Genomic DNA, 26565 nt, shown 5'->3' on the forward strand with positions numbered 1-26565 from the left:
ATGAATAGAATCAACTACAAATTACAAGAAGATAAAAAACTGCTTTCCATCTATTTTAGCGCTGGCTATCCAAACCTTGAAGACACCATGCCAATTTTAGAATCTCTAGAAAATAGTGACGTAGATATGGTAGAAATTGGCTTGCCTTTTAGCGATCCATTAGCAGATGGTCCTACGATTCAAAAAAGCTCCACACAGGCTTTAAAAAACGGAATGACTACTGAAATTTTATTTGAGCAATTGAAGAACGTTCGAGAAACGGTTTCAATACCATTAATTATTATGGGGTATTTTAACCCGATGCTTCAATATGGCGTAGACGCTTTTTGCAAAAAATGTGCATCCATAGGAATTGATGGTTTGATCATTCCTGATTTGCCCTTAGCAGAATACAATGAGCATTACCGAGATATTTTTGAAAAGTACAAGCTATCCAATATATTTCTAATAACACCACAAACCACAACAGAACGTATCCATGAAATAGACACAAACTCTAATTCATTTATATATATGGTTTCTAGTGCAAGTGTTACAGGCTCAAAAAGTGGATTTGGGAAAGAACAAACTGACTATTTCAAGCGAATTTCACATCTAGAACTCAAGCATCCGCAAATTGTGGGCTTTGGAATTAGTACTGCCGAAACCTTTAAGGCTGCTACCAAAGACGAAAAAGGAGCCATTATTGGAAGTGCTTTTATCAAAATGCTAAAACAAGAAGGACTAAAAGGGATTCCTAATTTTATAAGCAGTATTAGGACTGTTTAGCGATAGTTTAATACCAAATTATGACTTATTAATATTTGAATAGGTATCTTAAGCTAAAATCTTAAAGATATAGAAAATGGGTAAAGGAGATAAAAAGACAAAACGAGGTAAAATTAACTTAGGTACTTCTGGAAAGTTAAGGCCTCGAAGAGGAAAATTTAAAGTTAAACCTAAGAACATAAAAGGTGCTTTAGACAAAAAATAATTTTATCAATCCCATACAATTAAAAACTTCCCTTCACGATTTGTGTTGGAGCGTTTTTATTTTGTGATTAGATAAAAAAAGGAGTGTATTGTTCCACCCTAAAATCGATGGTGTTTTTATGCGGAAAATCTTGCTTCATTTTTTTATACGCCAACAAACTCCCAACAGCTCTATTTGCAGCTCCCGAGGGCGCTGTTAACGAAACCGTCTTGATAATACGTTCTTTTTCATTCTTCACTCCTTTAATACGAGGTAAACAAAACGAATATACTCTTGGAACGATATCAGAAATTATAGTTAATTTGAGGTCGTAGTCCTTTAGCAACTTCCGAAAGAAATACTCGGGACCGTTTTTACTATTGCCCCCGGTGAATAATAAAGTAGCAACTTCTTCATTTTGCTGAATATATTCTAGTACATCTCTAAGTTCCACATCTTGCATTCCTATATCGCTAGCATCTACTTTTTGACGGTATGCGCTGTTTACGATGTCACAAACACCTATTTTTTGATTGATCAAAAAATCTTTACGTTGTTTGATGGCTTGATCTGTAGTATCATAATGCAAGCCTAAACTAAATATCGCATTTAGAATTGTCCATAATTGACCATCGCGGCTGCCGTAGCAAAAATTAACATCGCCTTCTTTTAAATCACCCGTTGTAAATCTGGGAGGCGGCAATGTGCCAACAATTAGTTTAGTCGCATTGGGTGGAATAAATGGAGGATATGGATGGGTATGGTGGAACATTTTTAATTCTGAATCCCGCATTTTAAATTCAGGATTATTCAGCTATCGTATAAAAACAGGTTCATTCTTCTTCTCTGTATATTCCTTGCTAAATGCGTAGCCATTATAATCAAAACCTTTTATATCATTTAAGCTTTTTGCGTTTGTATCAATAACGTATCGCGTCATACTTCCGCGGGCTTTCTTAGCGAAGAATGAAATTATTTTCAGTTTCCCGTTTTTGAAATCTTTAAAAACTGGAGAAATAACTTCTGTTTTCAAAAGTTTTGGCTTGATCACTTTAAAATATTCTTGACTCGCGAGATTCAGAAAAAGTTCGTCTTCTTCTAATTCAGCATTAATAGACTCGGTCACACTATCTCCCCAAAATTCATATAGATTTTTTTTAGGCCCCATTTTTAAATCGGTTCCCATTTCTAGGCGATAGGGTTGCATTAAATCTAACGGCTTTAAAATTCCGTAGAGCCCAGAAAGGATGCGCAATGTATTTTGCAATGTCTCTATTTTAGATTCAGGTATTGTATAGGCGTCCAAACCTGTATACACATCTCCAGCAAAGGCATAGGCTGCCGGACGAGCGTTTTCTTTTGTAAAGGGAAGTTGAAACTCTTTATACCTTTGGTAATTAAGCATTGCTAATGCATCGCTAATGTGCATTAATTCTGAAATCGCTTTTTTCGATTTTCGTTCCAGTTTATTATTTAAGGTTTCTGCGGCTTCTAAAAATTGGGGCTGTGTTCCTCTATTGGTTGGTAACTCGGTTTTGTAATCTAAGGTCTTCGCAGGTGATACAACAATCTTCATATTCATTTTCCCGTTAAAGCGGAATTTTATTTAGGGTTCGTATTTCAGTATAAAAATAAGAAGTATCCTTGAGATCATTCTAACAATTCATACAAAGGTTTTATAGATATATAAAGGGTGCTGATACTACTGCTCTGCATGTGTGGAGTATTTTTGCCATTTTTCAATACATTGCTGAATATCTTTTGGTATTGGCGATTCAAATTTCATAAACTCATTTGTAGTTGGATGTATAAACCCTAGCGTTCTTGCGTGCAGTGCTTGGCGTGGTAAAATTTTAAAACAATTATCTACAAACTGTTTGTACTTCGTAAAAGTGGTTCCTTTTAAAATAGCATCGCCACCATAACGAGCATCATTAAAAAGTGTGTGTCCAATATGTTTCATATGCACACGTATTTGATGCGTACGACCGGTCTCTAATCTACAAGACACTAAAGTAACATACCCTAACTTTTCGAGTATTTTATAATGCGTCACTGCAGGTTTCCCTTTGTGCAAGTCGTCTTCATTTAGATACACCGTGTTTTGCAGTCTGTTTTTTGGATGCCTTCCAATGTGTCCTTCAATGGTTCCTTCGGTCTCCTCCATCGCTCCCCAAACCAATGCGACATATTCTCGCTCGGTCGTTTTATTAAAGAATTGTTTGGCCAAGTGTGTCATTGCGATATCCGTCTTAGCAACTACTAATAAACCACTGGTATCCTTATCTATTCTATGAACTAATCCTGGGCGGTTGGTGTTATTAACCCCATTAATAATGGCAGGATTCGGTAAATTTTCAAAGTGATAAGCAAGCGCATTGATTAAGGTACCGCTATAATTCCCATGACCTGGATGCACTACCATTCCAGGTTCTTTGTTTACTACAAGCACATCATCGTCTTCATACACAATATCTATGGGAAGATTCTCTGGCGTGAGTAACAATTCATAGGGTGGATGCTCGAATAAAACAGTGATAACATCGTGCGGTTTCACTTTATAGCTCGATTTTACGGCTACATCATTAATATGGATATTACCGTCTTTTGCCGCTTTCTGAATTTTATTACGTGTAGCATTCTCTACTCTGTTCATCAAGTATTTATCCACTCGCAAAGGCTGCTGCCCCTTATCTGCTAGAAATCGGAAATGTTCGTATAAATCGTCATTTCCATTTTCGTCTTTAACTTCAATATTTTTATTCTCCATTATAATTTTTTTCGTCTTCACCATCTATTTCTTGTACTCTGTTTAGGGAACCATCTCCCACAATTAGATCTATAACCGAAGTTTTCTGAATAGATTCTCCAGGCTTAATTTGGGAACCTTTGTATCGCAATTCTAGTACTTGGTCACTAATATGCGGGCGTTTGCTTATTTTACCAATCTTAAACCCTACTGCTAAAAGAGTAGGCTCTACTTGTCGCAATGTTCTTCCTAATACCTCAGGGATTTTAATTTTTGCATATCCTGAAGGATTCAATGCCAAATAAATTTTGCGATCTTGCTTTACGAACTTCCCTGCTTTTGGCACTTGCTCAATAACCGAATATCTCGGATAATCTGGATTATAATTCGCTGAATCCATAATTTCGTAGCGCAAATCTGCATCCTCCAGCGTCTCTTCCACGCTATCTAAGGTCATTTTACTTAGGTTAGGGACTTCAATTTGCTGCCCGTGATTTGTTGTGATTTTCAACCACCAAAGTAGTAAAAAAGTAAGCATTACCAGCACAGCCAAAGCGAACAATAACTGTTTTACAATTGCTTTTGAGAATAAAAATTTTATAAAAGCCATAGTCGAAAATTAATTGACAAAAATATAAAACCAAATTTAGTATCTTTCTATGATAATGTAATATTTTTGAATGGGTATAAATAACTTTAGATGTTCTTTATTTCAACTCATTTTTATCAAGTTTTAAGATACATATTTTTACAAATGAAGAAAACAATTGTTGCAATAGCGATGGGAGGTTACTCCAGTGAATATGAAATTTCATTAAAGAGTGGAGGTGTCGTTTATAATGCACTTGACAAAACTAGCTATGAGGTGTATGCTGTTCATCTAATTGCTGAAGGGTGGTACTATATTTTTGAAGATGGCAGCAAAGCGGAAGTAAACAAAGCAAACTTTGGATGCAATAGTAATGGAAAGATGATTATTCCTGATGTAGTTTTCAATACTATTCACGGTAGTCCGGGAGAAGATGGCACGCTGGCCGCTTATTTAGAAATGTTAGGCATTCCGCAAACAAGCACGGGTTTTTATGAAGCCGCCTTGAGTTTTAACAAACGAGATTGCCTTTCAGTATTAAAAGCGTTTGGGATTCGTTGTGCAGCCTCGTTATATCTTAATAAAACAGAAGAAATTAATATTAAAAAAATTATTGACCAAGTAGGATTACCCTGTTTCGTAAAACCGAATCGTGCAGGATCTAGTTTCGGAATAAGTAAAGTTTCAGAAATATCTCAACTAAAACCTGCCATTGAGGCTGCTTATAAAGAAGACAGTGAGCTACTCATTGAGGCTGCACTGGTAGGAACCGAAGTTTCCGTTGGCGTATATATTGATACTGGTATTTTAAAAGCCCTAGCGCCTACTGAAATTGTTTCGGAAAATGATTTCTTCGACTACGAAGCTAAATACCTAGGGAAATCTCAAGAAATAACACCCGCAAGAATTTCAGAAACTGAAACCATCGCTGTACAAAAAGAAGCCATTAAAATCTATAAATCTCTAAACATGAAAGGTGTTACCCGAAGTGACTTTATACTAGTAGAAGGAATTCCTTTCTTAATTGAAACCAATACAACACCTGGTTTGTCACAAGAAAGTATTATTCCGAAGCAAGTAAGACACGCTAAAATAACACTTACCCATTTTTTTGGTTTGCTAATAGAAAATGCTTTGATAGAAAAATAGTACTTTTAAAAAATGAAACGAGCAGTTTTCCCAGGTTCCTTTGATCCAATAACCTTAGGACATTTAGATATTATAGAGCGTTCCCTACCGCTTTTTGACGAAATTATTATTGCAATAGGTGTTAATGCCACGAAGAAATATATGTTTTCTCTAGAAGAGCGCATGCAGTTTATTGGAGATACTTTTAGTAGTGAAAAGCGTATAAAAATAGCCTCATATACTGGCCTAACGGTTCAGTTTTGCAAAGAAATTAATGCTCGGTTTATCCTGCGTGGTTTAAGAAATACAAGCGATTTTAATTACGAGCAGCCCATTGCACAGACCAATTATAAAATGGCAGGAATCGAAAGTATTTTTCTAATCGCTTCTCCAGAGGTCTCTAACATATCATCTTCTATAGTAAGAGACGTCATGAGAAACAATGGTGATTACGGCTTATTAGTTCCTAAGACGGTGAAGACGTAGTTTTGAATAGAACATATTAAGAACAAAAAAAGCGCTCCTTTTTCAAGAAGCGCTTTTTTTGTTTAATCCTTTACGTTACAACGCAGCGACATGCTTTGTCATATTAGACTTTAGGTTAGCAGCTTTATTATCGTGAATAATATTTTTCTTCGCTAACTTGTCTATTAAACCGCAAACAGATGGTAACATTTTTTCAGCTTCCTTCTTGTCTGCTAACTCTTGAAATTTCTTCATAGCATTACGAGCCGTTTTATGTTGATAACGGTTGCGTAAACGCTTTGCGTCATTACTTCTAATTCTCTTTAATGCTGACTTATGATTCGCCATAATTGTTTATATAATTAACTTTTTGTAGTCCGTAGGGGAATCGAACCCCTGTTACCAGGATGAAAACCTGGCGTCCTAACCCCTAGACGAACGGACCATTATTTTTTAAATGCGGATGCAAAAATACATATATTTTTAAATGTTACAAACCATAATTAATATTTTTTTTTAAAATTAATACGCCTTTGCAAATAACACTTTTCTATTAGACGGTTTTCCCGTAAAAATACATGTTCCTGGAGCATCGTCTCCATCTAAGGGAATACACCTAATTGTAGCCTTTGTCTCTTTTTTTACACGCTCTTCAGTTTCAGTGGTACCATCCCAATGTGCAGAAACAAAACCACCCTTATTTTTAATCACCACTTTAAATTCATCATAGCTAGTAACCTCGGTAGTATGATCTGTCCTATAATCAATAGCTTTTGAAAATAGATTCTCTTGTATCTCGTTAAGCAATACTTCTACTCTAGAAACAACATCTTCTTGCGCTATAAATTCTTTGCTCAACAAATCTCTTCGAGCAATTTCCACAGTCCCTTTTTCTAAATCCTTTGGGCCAATAGCAATACGAACTGGAACTCCCTTTAATTCATATTCATTAAACTTCCAACCCGGCTTGTGCGTATCCCTATTGTCATATTTTACTCTAATATCCTTAGCTCTAAGTTCCTTCTGCAAAGCCAAAGCAACCTCACTAATCATTTCGAGCTGCTCTTCTCCTCTATAAATTGGAACTATCACCACTTGATCTGGAGCCAACTTTGGAGGCAACACAAGGCCATTATCATCGCTGTGCGTCATTATCAGAGCGCCCATTAAACGTGTAGAAACACCCCAAGAAGTAGCCCAAACATACTCTTGCTTTCCTTCTTTAGTAGCAAACTTAACATCAAATGCCTTTGCAAAATTTTGTCCTAAAAAATGTGATGTCCCTGCCTGTAAAGCCTTACCATCCTGCATCAATGCTTCAATACAGTAGGTCTCTAATGCTCCTGCGAATCGCTCACTTTCTGTTTTCAACCCTTTAATCACAGGCACTGCCATATGAGTTTCTACAAATTCAGCATATACATTCATCATTTGTTCTGCTTCCGCTACAGCCTCTTTTTCAGTAGCGTGCGCCGTATGACCTTCCTGCCATAAAAATTCAGCAGTTCTTAAAAACAGTCTGGTTCTCATTTCCCATCGCACTACATTTGCCCACTGGTTTATCAACAATGGCAAGTCTCTATAAGATTGTATCCATTTTCTGTAGGTCTCCCATATAATAGTTTCAGACGTTGGACGCACAATTAGCTCTTCTTCTAACTTAGCAGTCTCGTCTACTACAATACTTCCGTCTTCTGCAGTTTTTAAGCGATAATGTGTTACAACAGCACACTCCTTAGCAAAACCGTCAACATGACTCGCTTCTTTACTGAAGTATGATTTTGGAATAAATAATGGGAAATAGGCATTTTGATGACCTGTTTCTTTAAATTTTCTATCCAATTCTGCTTGCATCATTTCCCAGATTGCAAATCCGTACGGTTTAATAACCATGCATCCTCTTACGCCACTGTTTTCGGCAAGGTCGGCTTTTATAACCAGTTCATTATACCATTTTGAATAGTCTTCTTCTCGGGTGGTCAAATTCTTAGCCATATATCGGAGTTTGGCACAAATGTTGCGCTTTTGTTAAAGATTAGTTTCCTTCGGCAAAACTAGTTATTTTTACTATGTTCAACAATTAAATTCTACTGTTATGCAAATGAAAAACACCTCTCTAAAAACAAGACTTTCTCTAATTTTTTCAGGAGCTTTATCTCTTTTGCTAATTTCCTGTGGAACACACAACAACCCGAACTATAGTGATGCTGACGGCATTTATAATGTTCAACCAACCGAAGAAATGGTAGTTGAAAGTCAAGCTCCCAGCGATAGTTATTACAAACAATATTTTAATTCAAAAGCTGACACCTTCGATGATCTTCCTAAAGAAGGGGCTATTTTTACAGATATCAATGCCTATTCAACGAATGAAACTTTGGACTCAGAGGGATATATAGTCATAGAAGAGCGACAACCTGAAGAAAACTATGGAGGATGGGGTGAGAACTCACACAATATAAACGGCAATGTATATGGCAACAACTGGGGTGGAATGGGTGCCGCTGGTGTCTGGGGACGCCCTTTTTGGTGGTATGGTTCAGGATGGGGTTTCCATAACCAATGGGCAAGTCCATTTTGGGGCATTGGCTGGGGCTGGGGTTATCCTTTTTACGGTAATTTCGGCATGGGTTACCCTTTTTTTAACGGTGGATACTATAATAATTTTAATAATGCATTTTATGGTAACGGTTATCACGGCTATGCCTACACAAGAGGAAGAAGAAATTCTGACATATATAATAGTACGAGCCCTTTGAGAAATATATCTAACGCTAGAGATGCACGCATATCTAGAGCTACAAATTATGGAACCCGTAACATTAGTTCTAGAAGAGATAATCACAGAGGTGTTCAAGTTAGAAATGATCGCTATAATAGAAATAGCCAAGGAATAAGAGACGCTGCAAATACTGGTTCAAGGGTAAATTCTAGATATGCAAGACCTAGTAATTCGAGAACAGTAAGGCCTAGTAATTCGAGAACAATAAGACCTAATACAAATAGCCGAAGCACTAGACCTTCCATGAATAGCTCACGCCCAAGCAGCAGAGGAGTTTCAAGACCCTCAGGATCACGTTCGTCAGGAATGAGAGGTTCGTCAGGTGGAGGTCGTTCAGGAGGCGCATCACGTGGTGGAGGTAGCAGAGGTCGAGGCGGCAGGGGAATATAATCCCGTCATTGAATTTTATCCTTAACAAACTATGAAATGCCCATTGATAATTTTTGCATCCTTATGAAAATTAATAACCTGGGCATTTCCCCTTTTTATTAGACAAATATTTTATAAAAATGAAAAGATATATTTTCTTAATAGCCGCAATGGCTTTTGTCCATATTGCTATAGGACAAGGGATTTCAGATGGATTGCGTTATTCTCAAAATGGGGTATACGGTACTGCTCGTTTCCAAGGATTAAGCGGTGCATTTGGTGCATTGGGAGGTGACTTTTCTGCTATGGGTATTAATCCTGCGGGAAGTGCTGTTTTTATAAAGTCTGAAGGATCAATTTCCTTGGCGATCAACGATCGTGAAAACGAAACCAATTTCTTGAACACAACTACTAGAAATGCAGATACCGATGTTGCTGTAAATCAAATTGGTGGTGTATTTGTTATCCAAAACAGAAATACAGAGTCGATATGGAAAAAATTGACAATTGGCTTAAACTACGATCAAACACAGAATCATGATAATGAAATATTTGTTAGAGGAACTGGATCAAACTCTATCGGTGATTTTTTCACTTCTCAAGCTCAAGGCATACCAACTGACTTATTAGAACTTCATAACAATGAAACAATTTCGAGTTTATATTCTTTTATAGGTGCAACTGAAGGGGTTGCTGCTCAAAATGCATTTCTAGGCTATCAAGCATTTATTTTTGATCCTGTTGATCCAGTAAACGCAAACAACAGCCTTTACAACTCTAACATTGCGAATGGCTCGGTAAATCAACGATATAATTATGTTTCTAGGGGTTATAATGGAAAAGCCACGATCAATGTCGCCACACAAATAACTGACAAATACTATTTGGGAGTAAATTTGAATTCCCACTCAATAAATTATGCTCAAAGTACATTTCTTTCTGAAAGTAATGACAATGCAGGAAGCACGATTAGAGAAGTAGCATTCGAAAATCAGCTTTTAGTATCTGGAACAGGTTTCTCAGCACAAGTGGGAGGTATTGCTAAATTTAATGGGCTTAGAATTGGCTTATCCTTTGATACGCCTACTTGGCACAGAATCTCTGAGGAAACAACTCAAAGTTTAGAAACGATTAGGATTGAAAATGAACAAAGCATACGAAACATAATAGCGCCTAATATTGTTAATGTCTATGAAGACTACAATTTAAGAACCCCAGGAAAAATAACAGCTAGTGCTGCCTATATATTTGGAAAATCAGCATTATTAAGTGTGGATTATTCTATCCAAGACTATTCCAGCTTAAAATTTGACACAATCTACAATACAATTTTTAATGATAATATTTTTGATTCTTTAAATCAGTCTATTGAAAATTCTTTAAAGGCTGCCTCATCTATTAAAATTGGTGGAGAATACAGAATCGCTAACGCAAGTATTCGTGGAGGATTTAGATACGAAGAAAGCCCCTATCAAAATGAAGCCATTATGGGTGATTTAGTAGGTTTTTCATTAGGTGGAGGATTAAACTTTGGGCGTTATTCTTTAGACATAGCATATTCAAGAGCTGAGCAAGACAGAACCGAATCGATCTACGGTCTTAATTCTCAAATATCAAACGAAGCATCTTTTAACAATGTAGCCCTAACATTTGGAGCTTCATTTTAGCATGTTTTGAACCGCTTAATTTTATCTATTGCTGGTCAAGGTTTTATATAAAATTTAATAGTAATATATAAAAGACAAAGCCCATATTTATAATATGGGCTTTGTCTTTTATGCACCTATTCTATTCTTAGCGTTTCAATGTAAAGTGTCCTTTAATTTCTTTTCGTACTTCTTGTTCTGTGTATTCTACTTTAAACCAGTAATCACTAGAGGGTAATGGATTGCCGTTATACGTCCCATTCCACCCCGGAGTCAATGGACTCAATTGCTTGAGAAGCTTTCCGTACCGATCAAAGATATAAATATTTGCCGTAGGATCGAAATCTGCGATACCAATGATATTCCATTCATCGTGGATCCCATCGTTATTAGGGGTAAAGTAATCTGGGTAGTCAACAACTCCTATATTAAATTCGGACTCGCCACAGCCATTAGCGTCCTTGACCGCAATCGTATGCATCCCGGGGGATACATTCATAAATACATTACTGTCTTGGAAAGCTCCTGAGTCGATGCTGTAAATATACATTCCTAGACCTTCTGCTGTTACTTCTACCGTATGATTGTTTGCAAAGGCTCCATTAACTAAAATAAAACTTAGCGCTGTGGGGGCTTGAGATACCGTTACTATCGTGGGTACATCGGTCCTACAACCACTCGCTAGCTCAGTAATAGTCACTTCATAGTTTCCTCCTACAACAGCCGTAATAGAGGCGCCTGTTTCGCCAGCTACAACGACATCATCTATACGCCACTCAAACGTGTAAAAGTCTGCATCTAATCCTGTTTCGATAAACGGAGGGGACTCCTCACCTTCCTCTTGTGGAATAGGGCTTCCTCCTGCATCTATACAAAGCCTGTAGCTTTCCTCTAATACAACTACGGGAAGCTGCTCTACTTTTAGGATAACTTCTGCAATAGCAAAACACATCGTTCCAATGTTCTCTACCCGTGCGTAGATAACCTGTGGGTTGATGATATTGGTATAACTAGGACCTATCGCATTGGTACCATCAGCAGCGTTCTCAAAAGTCTCGTGGAAGGTAAGATCATGAACTAATAGGCTTTGGATACCCAAAATCTCATCCCAAAGTTCCGGAATATCTAATTGAGATAAGGCAAAGGAGGTAAAACCATCATTATCTCCTTCTAAATCACACAATACATAGGGCGCAAAAGGTGCGGTTGCAGTCGCGCCTTCGCGTACTTCTATAAAGAAACTAATGTCCTCCCCTTGATAACATCCTGTAATGCTATTGGTAATCCCTACAAAAATCTCTTGTGGGTTGCCATCGTTCTGATACACTGTAGGGATTACAATGGGATTAACCCCTGCATTGGCATCTCCAATACCCTCGTAGAAACTAACTTCGTTATTGACCATATCTTGACCTACCAAAATCTCTGGGATTTTTGTCGTAAGGTCAAAAATAGCAACCCCATCAAATGGAATCTCACAAAGTATAAAGTCGTCTATAACTGCCGTGTTATCTGGCAATGGATCTACTCGTATAACCAATTCTACTATCTCAAAGCACATCTCTGGAGTTAATGCATTGGTAACCCGCACATAAATAGTCTGTGGGTTTGACGTGTTGGTATACATCGTGGGATCGGGGATCGCATCTATTAAATCGCCTACTATGGCTAGCAACTCCGATTCATAGTAGTCCAGACCGTAGCTCTCTCCATCCAAAATCTGGGATGATCTTATCGTTAAATCAAACACTTCTTCCCCATTACCATCCGTATCGCACAAGGCGATTGCCTCTGGCTGCTCAGGCTCAGGGTTGGGGACAACACGTAAATTAAAGCTAATGCTAGTATCCACACAAAGGGTATTGCCATCAGTAACTCTAACAAATACCGCCTGAGGGTTGCTTATCTCATTGATGTATGCAGTGGATGGATTAATAGCATTCTCGTTGTTGTCTGCATCTGCTTGGCTCTCAAAATACTGGACGCCAATACCCGGGGCGATTCCAGTTATAAGACTGTCACGGGTCGTAAGATCAAAGGCAGTAATACCATCGTTGGGTGCTCCTAGATCATCACACTGGGTGAAGGGACCTGGATCAAATACATCTGGACCAGCAACAACCATTATATCAAACATACCGATCTTAAAACATGCTGTATCTGGGTCTTCCAACCTAACGAAAATTGGTTGGATTGGGCTCGTCATATTCATAAATGCACCTGGATTCGTAATGTCTGCTGCCCCTGCTTGGGCATCCAAAAGACTCGTATGATAACTCAGATCTAAATCATCTAAACTCTGGCTTCCCAAAATATCTCCTTCTCGCTGCGTCAAATCAAATACCTCAAAACCGTCCATATCGCTATCACATGCAATAATAGGGTCTAAAACTACAGCTATCGTGGGCGTTGGGTTTACCAAAAGAGTTAACGCTACCACTCGAAAACATCCGGTAGAAGGAGCAGGCGCAGGACCCACATAGGTCGCACGTGCATAGATAATCTGATTGTCTGCCACTATATTTAAATAAGGACTCATTAATGCAAAGACTCCTGCAATCGCATCAGACTCCGTCTCGTGGTAGGTAATAGCAACTCCTGGCTCGTTGTCTATAATCTCAAAATCACTATCGGTTAACGTAAAATCTGTAAAACCATCGTTGTCTATATCACAGGCTTCTAATGGCTCTGGTTCTGATGGAGAAGGTCTTGGATTCACTATTAAACCTAGGGTAATCGAACCATCATCAACAACACACCTACTGTTGGTGTCTTCGGCTCGTATCCATATCGTCATTGGGTTTATGGCTGCATCATCGGTAGCGTTTAGATTTTGGAACGCCGTTGGGACTTCAATCACATTGATGTTTGACTCCATATCTGCCTGCGTTTCAAAGAACGTAATCTCGATACCTAAAGCTCCGCCGGTAATCTCTGGAATGGACTGCGTAAGATCAAAGGCCTCTACGCTATCATCCAAGCCTAAAATATCAGTCTCATCACACAATTCTAAAGGGGTTGGATTTATAAGAACCGCTGGAAGCGCCACTTGAAGCTCTAAAGTCGTCGTACTCTCACAGTCGTTGTTTTGATCTCCTACCGTAATATAAATAGTCTGGGGGTTCGATATATTGCTATAGGCTATAGGATTGACTATTTCATTAGTCATTGCAATATCCACAAAATAGCTCGTATCAAAGGAATCTGTAAGTCCTATTAGAATCTGATCCTCAGCATTGGTTAAATTGAAAACTGCTAAACCATCCCCATCTGTGTCGCAAACAACCAAGGGATCGGGATCGCTAATCTGAGGGCTCTCTTCTACTAAAAGATGCAACGTCGTTATATTAAAGCAACCGGTAGCAGGATCTAAAACACGTATAAAAATCTCTTGATCAAAAGGTACTGTATTATTATAAGCAATGGTAAGATCTATAGGAACTTCATTGTTCTCTGCATCTGCAAGGGTACGGTGATAGCTTACTTGAAGCATCCCTAATGGATTGCCGCATAAGGCAGACTGGGTAGCTTCGTTTAAATCAAAAGCCCCAAAACCGTCGTTGTCTTGATCACAAAAAACAAGACCATCTGGCTCACATAATTCTGGGAGGGGAATTACAAATAACTGGCTCATAAAAATACTGTGACAGCCTGTGGCATTGTCTTCTACACGTACCCAAACATCTTCAAGGTTGATCGTATTGGTATACAATTCTGGCAAGGCATTTATAGGAGCCTCTGCATCTGCTAAACTGTTGTAATAGCGAACTGTTAGCCCTATGTCACCCCCTGTAATGGTAGTATTGTTAATATTTAAATCAAACTCAGCGATACCATCGGCGATCTCATCATCACAAGTCGTGATAGGACTTGGATCAAAAAAAATGGGAACCTCTACCACCATAATATCAAACATCCCGATATTAAAACATTCTGTATCTGCTTCTTCTAACCTAACGAAGATGGGCTGGATAGGAGTTATTGTATTGGTAAAAGTGTCTGGGTTTGCAATCTCTGGAACACCTGCTTGGGCATTCACAAGACTTGTGTAGTAGCTCAGATCATAATCCGGATCTTGACCTGCGTAGATAGCATCTGCACGATCGGTTAAGTCAAATACCTCAAAGCCATCCATATCAATATCACAAGCAATAATAGGGTCCAAAGCTAAGGGTATCGTTGGCGCAGAGTTTACAAGAAGCGATAACGATACCACTCGAAAACATCCCGTAGCGGGATCGGGCGCTGGACCTACATAGGTAGCACGGGCATAGATGATCTGATTGTTTGCTACAGTATTCGTATAAGGACTAATCAGTGCAAGGGTACCTGCAATAGCATTACCAAATGTATCGTGGTAGGTGATAGCAACCCCTGGCTCGTTGTCTATAATCTCGATATCTTTATCGGTTAAAGTAAAGTCTGCAAAACCATCATTGTTAATATCACAGGCTTCTAATGGCTCTGGCTCTAATGGGGAAGGCAATGGATTTACGATTAAATCTAAGGTAGCCATACCGTCATCAACAACACACCTACTGCTGGTGTCTTCGGCTCGTAACCATATCGTCTGTGGGTTTTGAGCAATACCTCCTATTAGGTTTTGATAGGTGGTAGGATTTAGAATCTCGTTTATGTTTGACGCCATATCTGCTTGCGTTTCAAAAAACGAAATACTGACTCCTAAAACCCCACCCGTAATCTCTGGAATGGACTGCGTAAGATCAAATACTTCTACTTCATCATCAGGACCTAAAATATCCGTCTGATCACACAACTCTAAAGGGATTGGATTTATTAATACCGGAGGAAGCGCTACTTGAAGTAATAATGTCGTCTCGCTCTCACAATCATTGTTAACATCTGCTACAGTGATAAAAATGACCTGTGGGTTAGTAGTATTTGTGAAGGCGATTGGATTACTGATGGCACTGGTCATTGCTATATCACTAAAATAAGTGACCACATAAGGACCACCCGTAAGTCCAAATAATAGCTGAGGCTCTACAGCTGTTAAATTGAAAACAGCTAAACCATCACCGTCTGTGTCACAAACAACCAAGGGATCAGGATCGGTAATCTGAGGACTCTCCTCTACTAATAAATTGACCGTAGTAATGTCATAGCAGCCTGTAGCAATATCGTTTACACGAATGTAGATTAACTGGTCAAAGGGAACTTCATTGTCATAGGTAGCGGCAAGGTCAAGAGGCAATACGTTGTTGTTTGCATCGGCCATTGTCAAATGGTAGCTTACTTGAAGGTTCCCAGCTGGATTACCGCAAACAGCAGCCTCTGTAGCTTCGTTTAAATCAAACGTACCAAAACCGTCATTGTCTTGATCACAGAAAATAATAGGGTCTGGAGCACATACATCTGGGCGGGCAACTACTCGCAACTCGCTCATAAAAATACTGCGACATCCCGTAGCATTATCTTCCACACGTACCCAAATAGCTTCAGGATTAAACGTGTTGGTATAAAAGACTGGCAATGCATTTATAGGAGATTCTGCATCCGATAAACTGGCGTAATAGGTGACCGTAAGGCCCATGTTTCCTCCTGTAATAACAGCATTGTTGCTGTTTAAATCAAATTCCGAAATCCCATCAGCTAGCCCGTCGTCACAGGTCGTAATCTCTGCCAGGGAAGTAAATAATGGCGATTGCCCTAAAATTAAATTAAAAGAGGCTACTGCAACACACAACGGTGGATTGCTCGTATCGCCGTCTTGGTAGTTCACAGCGCGAACCCAAACTACCGCATTACCACTTGGATAAGCAGTAGCGGGAATAATCTCCGGAAAACCAGCATCGGCTTCAACCTGTGTCTCGTGATAGGTTAAAGTAACATCTACCAAAGTGTTTAAAATCTCCTCTTCCTTAGTCGTTAAATCGAAAATCTCCAAACCATCGCCATCATTATCACATAAAAAATAATCCTCGATAGGACTAGTGATCGCAGGACTGTCATTGACAATCAAATTTAATGGAACCACATCATGACAACCTGTTGAATTGATTTCAAGTCTGGCATATACTGTTTGAAAAAAAGCCATCGTATTTGTAAAAGCAGTAGGGGCACCAATAGGAAAAAAATTAGCTTCAGCAGAAGCTTGGTTTATAAAATACCTAACGCTAGCATCTATTTGTCCATTAATAATTTGCGCTTCGTTTATTGTAAGGTCAAATTCAGCAAAACCATCATTGGGGAGCTCATCACAAACTAAAACATCATCGGGAACACCCGCAATTGGCAAGGGTTGAAACGTAACTTCCACCGTTCCTTCATTTCTACAAATTCCTAAAAAAACAAAAAGCCTATAGGTTCCTGAGAATACTGGATTGTAAAAAGGACCATTGGCATCGGGCAAAGTAGTCCCGTTGTACAGCCATTGATAGGTGTAATCAAGTCCAAAATCAGCACCTATTGTCACAACATCATTTATACACGGTAACAGATCAGGACCTAAATCAACACCTTGTTCCGTAAGATCAACTATAATCTCGAATTCATTATTATCTTCATTATTTTCATTCAAAATCCCCATTCCAGTACCGTCGTCATCTACAACAGCGAGTAAAGTAAAAACAACAGGTACACCACCAGGAGGAAAATTTAAAGTAATCGCACCACTTTCAGATCCACCTATTGGAATTATAGCATTTGTCATAGTTTGACCTACTAAAACACCATCTGCGTAGAAAGCTATAGGTATTCCAGCAGGCATATCTTCTGTACTATCTATATTGGATACTGTATAGTCAACATCAATATCGTTATTCTCACATAACAATCCCAATTGATCAATTACAATAGTTGCGTCAGGAATTTCAGAGTTCACATTGGTAACTACATTATGAACAATAACTAAATCCAATTCTGAAGTTAATTGGATATCTATACTTGTATCACCCGGAGCAACAACGGCGTCAACGCCATAAACATCAAGATCCATATTAAATTGATCATTATTCCCATCATAGCTATTAGTGCCATTAAATGCATTATCCGCGGGATTTTGGGCATTTGTCATCAAGATCCCATTAACACTTAATGTCTCATTATCAGGTGGAGTTACAGCATCGCCTTCCCAAGCTAAAAAACTTATTTTAGCTAAATTAGGGCTTGCAATATCTAAATTATCTAAAGTGAAATTAATTTGAGGGTTTTGAGCAGCAACAAAATCGAAGCCATCAAAAATAGAAACTTGGTTTTGGGGAAGTGTAAGATCCTCATAAATGACTACTACTGACCAACCAGCAAATTTTAAAGAACCATAATTTGCTGCTTCCGCATTAATATCCATTTCTGAAAAAAGATAAGTACCGTTTCCTGATATTTGAACAATATTTGTAACATCTGCGAACGCTCCAAAAGCAAAAAGCCCATTAGGCAATTGGGCCGCAAATGTCCTTGAAGCAAGAACAGGTGTTCCATTCAATAAAACAGCTAAATCTCCTGAACCTGAACCTGCCCAATAGAGGTAAGCTGAAACAACCGTTTGTGTTGGATCAATTGCAAAATCAGCACTACTTTCAGTCAATATATTAAAAAATCCACCTTCATTATTTTCTTGTGGATTTAACGTATTCCCAAAACCTGTAAAGTCAAGCTGACCATTAAATTGTTCAAATAATGTAATTGGCTCGGTTTGAGCTTGAGCGATTAAAAAACTAAAGAAAGTTATAACCGCAAATATATATATTTTCATTTTTCACAATTTTTAATACAAAGTACGGAAAAAAATCAAAAAATATTCAACAAAAGATCGCTATAAACAAGAACTCCCTTTCAAAATTAATGAAAAGGAGTTTTTTATGATAAAACTTCGATTATTTTTCTTAGCGTTTCAATGTAAAGTGTCCTTTAATTTCTTTTCGTACTTCTTGTTCTGTGTATTCTACTTTAAACCAGTAATCACTAGAGGGTAATGGATTGCCGTTATACGTCCCATTCCACCCCGGAGTCAATGGACTCAATTGCTTGAGAAGCTTTCCGTACCGATCAAAGATATAAATATTTGCCGTAGGATCGAAATCTGCGATACCAATGATATTCCATTCATCGTGGACCCCATCGTTATTAGGGGTAAAGTAATCTGGGTAGTCAACAACTCCTATATTAAATTCGGACTCGCCACAGCCATTAGCGTCCTTGACCGCAATCGTATGCATCCCGGGGGATACATTCATAAATACATTACTGTCTTGGAAAGCTCCTGAGTCGATGCTGTAAATATACATTCCTAGACCTTCTGCTGTTACTTCTACCGTATGATTGTTTGCAAAGGCTCCATTAACTAAAATAAAACTTAGCGCTGTGGGGGCTTGAGATACCGTTACTATCGTGGGTACATCGGTCCTACAACCACTCGCTAGCTCAGTAATAGTCACTTCATAGTTTCCTCCTACAACAGCCGTAATAGAGGCGCCTGTTTCGCCAGCTACAACGACATCATCTATACGCCACTCAAACGTGTAAAAGTCTGCATCTAATCCTGTTTCGATAAACGGAGGGGACTCCTCACCTTCCTCTTGTGGAATAGGGCTTCCTCCTGCATCTATACAAAGCCTGTAGCTTTCCTCTAATACAACTACGGGAAGCTGCTCTACTTTTAGGATAACTTCTGCAATAGCAAAACACATCGTTCCAATGTTCTCTACCCGTGCGTAGATAACCTGTGGGTTGATGATATTGGTATAACTAGGACCTATCGCATTGGTACCATCAGCAGCGTTCTCAAAAGTCTCGTGGAAGGTAAGATCATGAACTAATAGGCTTTGGATACCCAAAATCTCATCCCAAAGTTCCGGAATATCTAATTGAGATAAGGCAAAGGAGGTAAAACCATCATTATCTCCTTCTAAATCACACAATACATAGGGCGCAAAAGGTGCGGTTGCAGTCGCGCCTTCGCGTACTTCTATAAAGAAACTAATGTCCTCCCCTTGATAACATCCTGTAATGCTATTGGTAATCCCTACAAAAATCTCTTGTGGGTTGCCATCGTTCTGATACACTGTAGGGATTACAATGGGATTAACCCCTGCATTGGCATCTCCAATACCCTCGTAGAAACTAACTTCGTTATTGACCATATCTTGACCTACCAAAATCTCTGGGATTTTTGTCGTAAGGTCAAAAATAGCAACCCCATCAAATGGAATCTCACAAAGTATAAAGTCGTCTATAACTGCCGTGTTATCTGGCAATGGATCTACTCGTATAACCAATTCTACTATCTCAAAGCACATCTCTGGAGTTAATGCATTGGTAACCCGCACATAAATAGTCTGTGGGTTTGACGTGTTGGTATACATCGTGGGATCGGGGATCGCATCTATTAAATCGCCTACTATGGCTAGCAACTCCGATTCATAGTAGTCCAGACCGTAGCTCTCTCCATCCAAAATCTGGGATGATCTTATCGTTAAATCAAACACTTCTTCCCCATTACCATCCGTATCGCACAAGGCGATTGCCTCTGGCTGCTCAGGCTCAGGGTTGGGGACAACACGTAAATTAAAGCTAATGCTAGTATCCACACAAAGGGTATTGCCATCAGTAACTCTAACAAATACCGCCTGAGGGTTGCTTATCTCATTGATGTATGCAGTGGATGGATTAATAGCATTCTCGTTGTTGTCTGCATCTGCTTGGCTCTCAAAATACTGGACGCCAATACCCGGGGCGATTCCAGTTATAAGACTGTCACGGGTCGTAAGATCAAAGGCAGTAATACCATCGTTGGGTGCTCCTAGATCATCACACTGGGTGAAGGGACCTGGATCAAATACATCTGGACCAGCAACAACCATTATATCAAACATACCGATCTTAAACATGCTGTATCTGGGTCTTCCAACCTAACGAAAATTGGTTGGATTGGGCTCGTCATATTCATAAATGCACCTGGATTCGTAATGTCTGCTGCCCCTGCTTGGGCATCCAAAAGACTCGTATGATAACTCAGATCTAAATCATCTAAACTCTGGCTTCCCAAAATATCTCCTTCTCGCTGCGTCAAATCAAATACCTCAAAACCGTCCATATCGCTATCACATGCAATAATAGGGTCTAAAACTACAGCTATCGTGGGCGTTGGGTTTACCAAAAGAGTTAACGCTACCACTCGAAAACATCCGGTAGAAGGAGCAGGCGCAGGACCCACATAGGTCGCACGTGCATAGATAATCTGATTGTCTGCCACTATATTTAAATAAGGACTCATTAATGCAAAGACTCCTGCAATCGCATCAGACTCCGTCTCGTGGTAGGTAATAGCAACTCCTGGCTCGTTGTCTATAATCTCAAAATCACTATCGGTTAACGTAAAATCTGTAAAACCATCGTTGTCTATATCACAGGCTTCTAATGGCTCTGGTTCTGATGGAGAAGGTCTTGGATTCACTATTAAACCTAGGGTAATCGAACCATCATCAACAACACACCTACTGTTGGTGTCTTCGGCTCGTATCCATATCGTCATTGGGTTTATGGCTGCATCATCGGTAGCGTTTAGATTTTGGAACGCCGTTGGGACTTCAATCACATTGATGTTTGACTCCATATCTGCCTGCGTTTCAAAGAACGTAATCTCGATACCTAAAGCTCCGCCGGTAATCTCTGGAATGGACTGCGTAAGATCAAAGGCCTCTACGCTATCATCCAAGCCTAAAATATCAGTCTCATCACACAATTCTAAAGGGGTTGGATTTATAAGAACCGCTGGAAGCGCCACTTGAAGCTCTAAAGTCGTCGTACTCTCACAGTCGTTGTTTTGATCTCCTACCGTAATATAAATAGTCTGGGGGTTCGATATATTGCTATAGGCTATAGGATTGACTATTTCATTAGTCATTGCAATATCCACAAAATAGCTCGTATCAAAGGAATCTGTAAGTCCTATTAGAATCTGATCCTCAGCATTGGTTAAATTGAAAACTGCTAAACCATCCCCATCTGTGTCGCAAACAACCAAGGGATCGGGATCGCTAATCTGAGGGCTCTCTTCTACTAAAAGATGCAACGTCGTTATATTAAAGCAACCGGTAGCAGGATCTAAAACACGTATAAAAATCTCTTGATCAAAAGGTACTGTATTATTATAAGCAATGGTAAGATCTATAGGAACTTCATTGTTCTCTGCATCTGCAAGGGTACGGTGATAGCTTACTTGAAGCATCCCTAATGGATTGCCGCATAAGGCAGACTGGGTAGCTTCGTTTAAATCAAAAGCCCCAAAACCGTCGTTGTCTTGATCACAAAAAACAAGACCATCTGGCTCACATAATTCTGGGAGGGGAATTACAAATAACTGGCTCATAAAAATACTGTGACAGCCTGTGGCATTGTCTTCTACACGTACCCAAACATCTTCAAGGTTGATCGTATTGGTATACAATTCTGGCAAGGCATTTATAGGAGCCTCTGCATCTGCTAAACTGTTGTAATAGCGAACTGTTAGCCCTATGTCACCCCCTGTAATGGTAGTATTGTTAATATTTAAATCAAACTCAGCGATACCATCGGCGATCTCATCATCACAAGTCGTGATAGGACTTGGATCAAAAAAAATGGGAACCTCTACCACCATAATATCAAACATCCCGATATTAAAACATTCTGTATCTGCTTCTTCTAACCTAACGAAGATGGGCTGGATAGGAGTTATTGTATTGGTAAAAGTGTCTGGGTTTGCAATCTCTGGAACACCTGCTTGGGCATTCACAAGACTTGTGTAGTAGCTCAGATCATAATCCGGATCTTGACCTGCGTAGATAGCATCTGCACGATCGGTTAAGTCAAATACCTCAAAGCCATCCATATCAATATCACAAGCAATAATAGGGTCCAAAGCTAAGGGTATCGTTGGCGCAGAGTTTACAAGAAGCGATAACGATACCACTCGAAAACATCCCGTAGCGGGATCGGGCGCTGGACCTACATAGGTAGCACGGGCATAGATGATCTGATTGTTTGCTACAGTATTCGTATAAGGACTAATCAGTGCAAGGGTACCTGCAATAGCATTACCAAATGTATCGTGGTAGGTGATAGCAACCCCTGGCTCGTTGTCTATAATCTCGATATCTTTATCGGTTAAAGTAAAGTCTGCAAAACCATCATTGTTAATATCACAGGCTTCTAATGGCTCTGGCTCTAATGGGGAAGGCAATGGATTTACGATTAAATCTAAGGTAGCCATACCGTCATCAACAACACACCTACTGCTGGTGTCTTCGGCTCGTAACCATATCGTCTGTGGGTTTTGAGCAATACCTCCTATTAGGTTTTGATAGGTGGTAGGATTTAGAATCTCGTTTATGTTTGACGCCATATCTGCTTGCGTTTCAAAAAACGAAATACTGACTCCTAAAACCCCACCCGTAATCTCTGGAATGGACTGCGTAAGATCAAATACTTCTACTTCATCATCAGGACCTAAAATATCCGTCTGATCACACAACTCTAAAGGGATTGGATTTATTAATACCGGAGGAAGCGCTACTTGAAGTAATAATGTCGTCTCGCTCTCACAATCATTGTTAACATCTGCTACAGTGATAAAAATGACCTGTGGGTTAGTAGTATTTGTGAAGGCGATTGGATTACTGATGGCACTGGTCATTGCTATATCACTAAAATAAGTGACCACATAAGGACCACCCGTAAGTCCAAATAATAGCTGAGGCTCTACAGCTGTTAAATTGAAAACAGCTAAACCATCACCGTCTGTGTCACAAACAACCAAGGGATCAGGATCGGTAATCTGAGGACTCTCCTCTACTAATAAATTGACCGTAGTAATGTCATAGCAGCCTGTAGCAATATCGTTTACACGAATGTAGATTAACTGGTCAAAGGGAACTTCATTGTCATAGGTAGCGGCAAGGTCAAGAGGCAATACGTTGTTGTTTGCATCGGCCATTGTCAAATGGTAGCTTACTTGAAGGTTCCCAGCTGGATTACCGCAAACAGCAGCCTCTGTAGCTTCGTTTAAATCAAACGTACCAAAACCGTCATTGTCTTGATCACAGAAAATAATAGGGTCTGGAGCACATACATCTGGGCGGGCAACTACTCGCAACTCGCTCATAAAAATACTGCGACATCCCGTAGCATTATCTTCCACACGTACCCAAATAGCTTCAGGATTAAACGTGTTGGTATAAAAGACTGGCAATGCATTTATAGGAGATTCTGCATCCGATAAACTGGCGTAATAGGTGACCGTAAGGCCCATGTTTCCTCCTGTAATAACAGCATTGTTGCTGTTTAAATCAAATTCCGAAATCCCATCAGCTAGCCCGTCGTCACAGGTCGTAATCTCTGCCAGGGAAGTAAATAATGGCGATTGCCCTAAAATTAAATTAAAAGAGGCTACTGCAACACACAACGGTGGATTGCTCGTATCGCCGTCTTGGTAGTTCACGGCGCGAACCCAAACTACCGCATTACCACTTGGATAAGCAGTAGCGGGAATAATCTCCGGAAAACCAGCATCGGCTTCAACCTGTGTCTCGTGATAGGTTAAAGTAACATCTACCAAAGTGTTTAAAATCTCCTCTTCCTTAGTCGTTAAATCGAAAATCTCCAAACCGTCGCCATCATTATCACATAAAAAATAATCCTCGATAGGACTAGTGATCGCAGGACTGTCATTGACTCTAAGCTCTAATGGAACAATGTTAAAACAATCTGTTGAATTGATGTTGTCTACCCGTGCAAATACTGTTTGGAATCCTAGGACAGTATTGGTGAAGGCATTGGCAGGTGTAATTGAAAACACCCCAGCCTGTGCTGCTGTCAAAGAAATAAAATAAGCTACCACTGCGTCTGGGTTGCCGCCTGTAATTTCTAAATTCTTTGTTGTTAAATCAAACTCTGCAAAACCATCGTTAGGAAGCTCGTCACAAATATCGTAACGCGTGGGAATGGTCGCAGTTGGTACTTCGAAGATGTTGAAAGTGAAATTATCTATTGCAAAACAAGTTTGAGTTATGTTATTTTCAACTCTAACAAAAATTGTTTCGGCAGGTGCATTTACTGTGTAAACTGCCGGTAGCGAATTCAAGTCATTAGTAGCATCTACAAGGTTGGCATGGTAAGTAACCGAATATAAAAGCGGACTTTGTAACATCAAAGCCTCTGCATTTTTTAACGCTGGCAAATTAACTGTAACAAAACCATCAGAGTCGTCATCACAAATGTCAACATCTGTCATTGGACCTGCCATTGCCGCTTGAAAATTCAAAAAGAAAGAATCTGTAACTGAACAGTTTCCAGAAACATCTGTAATACGAACAAAAACTTCTTCTAAAACCCCAATAATAGGATATGCCGCAGGAGTCATTATAGGAGCAGTTCCAGCTATCGCATCTGCTAATGTATTGTGATAGGTGATAATAAAATCTGCTGCATTTTGAGCTCCCAGTACATCGTCATCATTTTCTGTAAGATCAAAAACACCCAAGTTTACACCGTCATCGCAGATAAAAAGATCATTGGGTTCGTTCGCAACTATTGGTTGCGCAAATACATCTACACAAAATTGCTCTGTATAGGTACAACCAAAATCATCCACCACGCGATACGTATAGCATTTATTTCCTAACGACGTAGGCAAAACTGTAATTGCAGCACCCATAGTGCTAACAATAGTTGGATCCGGATCCCAAGCCTCTGATACAATCACGGGCTCAAACGAGGATGCATCAGGAATGATATCTGGGTTAAAATTAATAAACCAAGAAAAAATATAACCATTGTCTGCGCCAAGATTATCAGTAACTCTAATTGTCCAATTACCATTAAGATCTGCTCCTATTAAATTGTCCCAATTTTCGATGGCAGCATAACTTCCATCAGGAACAAAAGTATCTTCATAGGTACCAGGACCATCCCCATTAATAAAAAATCCTCCTGGCAAAATACCCGCAACCATCGTTGGAAACCCCCCAACTGGCATAAAACAATAATCTCCACCAATACCAGGTGTTGTATTACCACTATCCATATCAACAGGACCCGTCGCCCAAGGTTTACCTAGGTTTGCACTTCCACCTCCTTGATCATGAAGCCTAACACTCTGACCACTCGGGGCAATTATATCTATATCCAAATCCCCTAAATAAGAATGTTCTACATTTAGGCAAATTTCTAAAATATCCGTTATATCCGTTACTACCTGACCAGCTGGAAAGCAATCCACTGGGATGAATGTTTCATAACTTACGCCATTTCCATCTGGAAGGAACGTTACATCTGCCACTGGTATTGTACAATTTACTTCAAAGGGCACAGGGACTACATTTGCCGTAAGTACTGCTGTTTCCCCCAAGCATAATATAGGATCAACTACAGTTGTTCCTGAAAAATCTGGTGTTGTTGAGATTTGAACCAATACCGCAATATCATTATTACTTGTACAGCCAAATGTATCTGTAACTACCAATTCAACATTATACGATCCACCGGTTAAATATTGATGTATCACGGTTGTTCCCATAGCAGACATACCGTCCCCAAAAAACCATTCATAGGTTGCTCCTACTCCAGATGTTTGAAATATAGCACTACCATTGAAGGTAATATCTTGATTTTGACACGAATTAATAATTCCATTTACCACTGGTGGTGGATTTGAACTATCAAACTGTGCAATAATATTTTGACATTGGGAATAAGAATTTACAATAGGAAATGTAAGCAAGCCTGTAAGAAGCATCGCTTTGAGCAAGAATAAATTTTTTATAGTGTTTTTCATAACTTGCGAAAATTAAGGAAAATTTATGAATTCTTGCCGATACATACCCTAAAATTATACACTTCAATAGCTCTATTGCAATATGCTAAATACGTATCTTTGCACTCCTTTAT

Annotated in this window: 15 protein-coding genes and 1 tRNA gene; 6 read left to right on the plus strand and 10 right to left on the minus strand. The window is 39.3% G+C overall.

From position 1 onward, the window contains the following. Positions 1–768 carry a tryptophan synthase subunit alpha gene (gene trpA / locus ABXT67_RS00290; RefSeq protein WP_415375298.1) on the plus strand — a complete coding sequence of 256 codons (768 nt, stop codon included), beginning with the start codon at positions 1–3 and terminating at the stop codon, positions 766–768. Positions 769–844: 76 nt separating this feature from the next. Continuing rightward, positions 845–973 carry a 30S ribosomal protein THX gene (locus ABXT67_RS00295; RefSeq protein WP_415375299.1) on the plus strand — a complete coding sequence of 43 codons (129 nt, stop codon included), beginning with the start codon at positions 845–847 and terminating at the stop codon, positions 971–973. A gap of 67 nt (positions 974–1040) precedes the next feature. Here ABXT67_RS00295 and ABXT67_RS00300 read toward each other — a convergent pair whose 3' ends face one another. From ABXT67_RS00300 to ABXT67_RS00315, 4 genes are all read right to left on the minus strand, one after another. Beyond that, positions 1041–1745, minus strand: a complete 705-nt coding sequence (locus tag ABXT67_RS00300; RefSeq protein WP_415375300.1) for a uracil-DNA glycosylase family protein — start codon at positions 1743–1745, stop codon at positions 1041–1043. Between the two features lie 21 nt (positions 1746–1766). Next, positions 1767–2528 carry a peroxide stress protein YaaA gene (gene yaaA, locus ABXT67_RS00305; protein WP_415376886.1) on the minus strand — a complete coding sequence of 254 codons (762 nt, stop codon included), beginning with the start codon at positions 2526–2528 and terminating at the stop codon, positions 1767–1769. Positions 2529–2654: 126 nt separating this feature from the next. After that, positions 2655–3722: an RluA family pseudouridine synthase gene (locus ABXT67_RS00310; RefSeq protein ID WP_415375301.1), complete on the minus strand. Its 1068-nt coding sequence runs from the start codon at positions 3720–3722 to the stop codon at positions 2655–2657. After that, the gene (locus ABXT67_RS00315; RefSeq protein WP_415375302.1) at positions 3712–4311 is read right to left on the minus strand and encodes a PASTA domain-containing protein; all 600 of its coding nucleotides are present in this window, start codon (positions 4309–4311) and stop codon (positions 3712–3714) included. The genes ABXT67_RS00310 and ABXT67_RS00315 overlap by 11 nt, the downstream gene beginning before the upstream one ends. 144 nt (positions 4312–4455) lie before the next feature. Here ABXT67_RS00315 and ABXT67_RS00320 point away from each other — a divergent pair, with 144 nt between their 5' ends. Both ABXT67_RS00320 and coaD read left to right on the plus strand, forming a co-directional pair. Continuing rightward, on the plus strand, positions 4456–5439 hold the full coding sequence (locus ABXT67_RS00320; protein WP_415375303.1) for a D-alanine--D-alanine ligase: 984 nt from the start codon (positions 4456–4458) through the stop codon (positions 5437–5439). Between the two features lie 12 nt (positions 5440–5451). Further along, on the plus strand, positions 5452–5904 hold the full coding sequence (coaD, locus tag ABXT67_RS00325) for a pantetheine-phosphate adenylyltransferase (RefSeq protein ID WP_415375304.1): 453 nt from the start codon (positions 5452–5454) through the stop codon (positions 5902–5904). Positions 5905–5979: 75 nt separating this feature from the next. Here the strand turns inward: coaD and rpsT are convergent, their stop codons facing one another. The 3 genes from rpsT to proS form a co-directional block, all read right to left on the minus strand. Then, on the minus strand, positions 5980–6231 hold the full coding sequence (rpsT, locus tag ABXT67_RS00330) for a 30S ribosomal protein S20 (protein WP_415375305.1): 252 nt from the start codon (positions 6229–6231) through the stop codon (positions 5980–5982). A 25-nt stretch (positions 6232–6256) separates the two neighbouring features. Further along, a tRNA-Glu gene (locus tag ABXT67_RS00335) sits at positions 6257–6328 on the minus strand. Positions 6329–6405: 77 nt separating this feature from the next. Further along, positions 6406–7878, minus strand: a complete 1473-nt coding sequence (proS, locus tag ABXT67_RS00340; RefSeq protein ID WP_415375306.1) for a proline--tRNA ligase — start codon at positions 7876–7878, stop codon at positions 6406–6408. A gap of 106 nt (positions 7879–7984) precedes the next feature. Between proS and ABXT67_RS00345 the strand changes: the two genes are divergently transcribed. Beyond that, a complete protein-coding gene (locus tag ABXT67_RS00345; protein ID WP_415375307.1) occupies positions 7985–9055 on the plus strand; it encodes a hypothetical protein in 1071 nt (356 codons plus the stop codon). A 119-nt stretch (positions 9056–9174) separates the two neighbouring features. Continuing rightward, the gene (locus ABXT67_RS00350; protein ID WP_415375308.1) at positions 9175–10701 is read left to right on the plus strand and encodes an OmpP1/FadL family transporter; all 1527 of its coding nucleotides are present in this window, start codon (positions 9175–9177) and stop codon (positions 10699–10701) included. A 127-nt stretch (positions 10702–10828) separates the two neighbouring features. Here the strand turns inward: ABXT67_RS00350 and ABXT67_RS00355 are convergent, their stop codons facing one another. The 3 genes from ABXT67_RS00355 to ABXT67_RS00365 form a co-directional block, all read right to left on the minus strand. After that, positions 10829–18394 carry a T9SS type B sorting domain-containing protein gene (locus ABXT67_RS00355; protein ID WP_415375309.1) on the minus strand — a complete coding sequence of 2522 codons (7566 nt, stop codon included), beginning with the start codon at positions 18392–18394 and terminating at the stop codon, positions 10829–10831. A gap of 130 nt (positions 18395–18524) precedes the next feature. Continuing rightward, positions 18525–20513: a T9SS type B sorting domain-containing protein gene (locus ABXT67_RS00360; RefSeq protein WP_415375310.1), complete on the minus strand. Its 1989-nt coding sequence runs from the start codon at positions 20511–20513 to the stop codon at positions 18525–18527. Beyond that, a complete protein-coding gene (locus tag ABXT67_RS00365; RefSeq protein WP_415375311.1) occupies positions 20501–26452 on the minus strand; it encodes a PKD domain-containing protein in 5952 nt (1983 codons plus the stop codon). Before ABXT67_RS00365 ends, ABXT67_RS00360 begins: the two co-directional genes overlap by 13 nt. Positions 26453–26565: the final 113 nt, after the last annotated feature.

This window comes from Patiriisocius sp. Uisw_017, from assembly GCF_047731265.1.
Lineage (GTDB): Bacteria > Bacteroidota > Bacteroidia > Flavobacteriales > Flavobacteriaceae > Patiriisocius.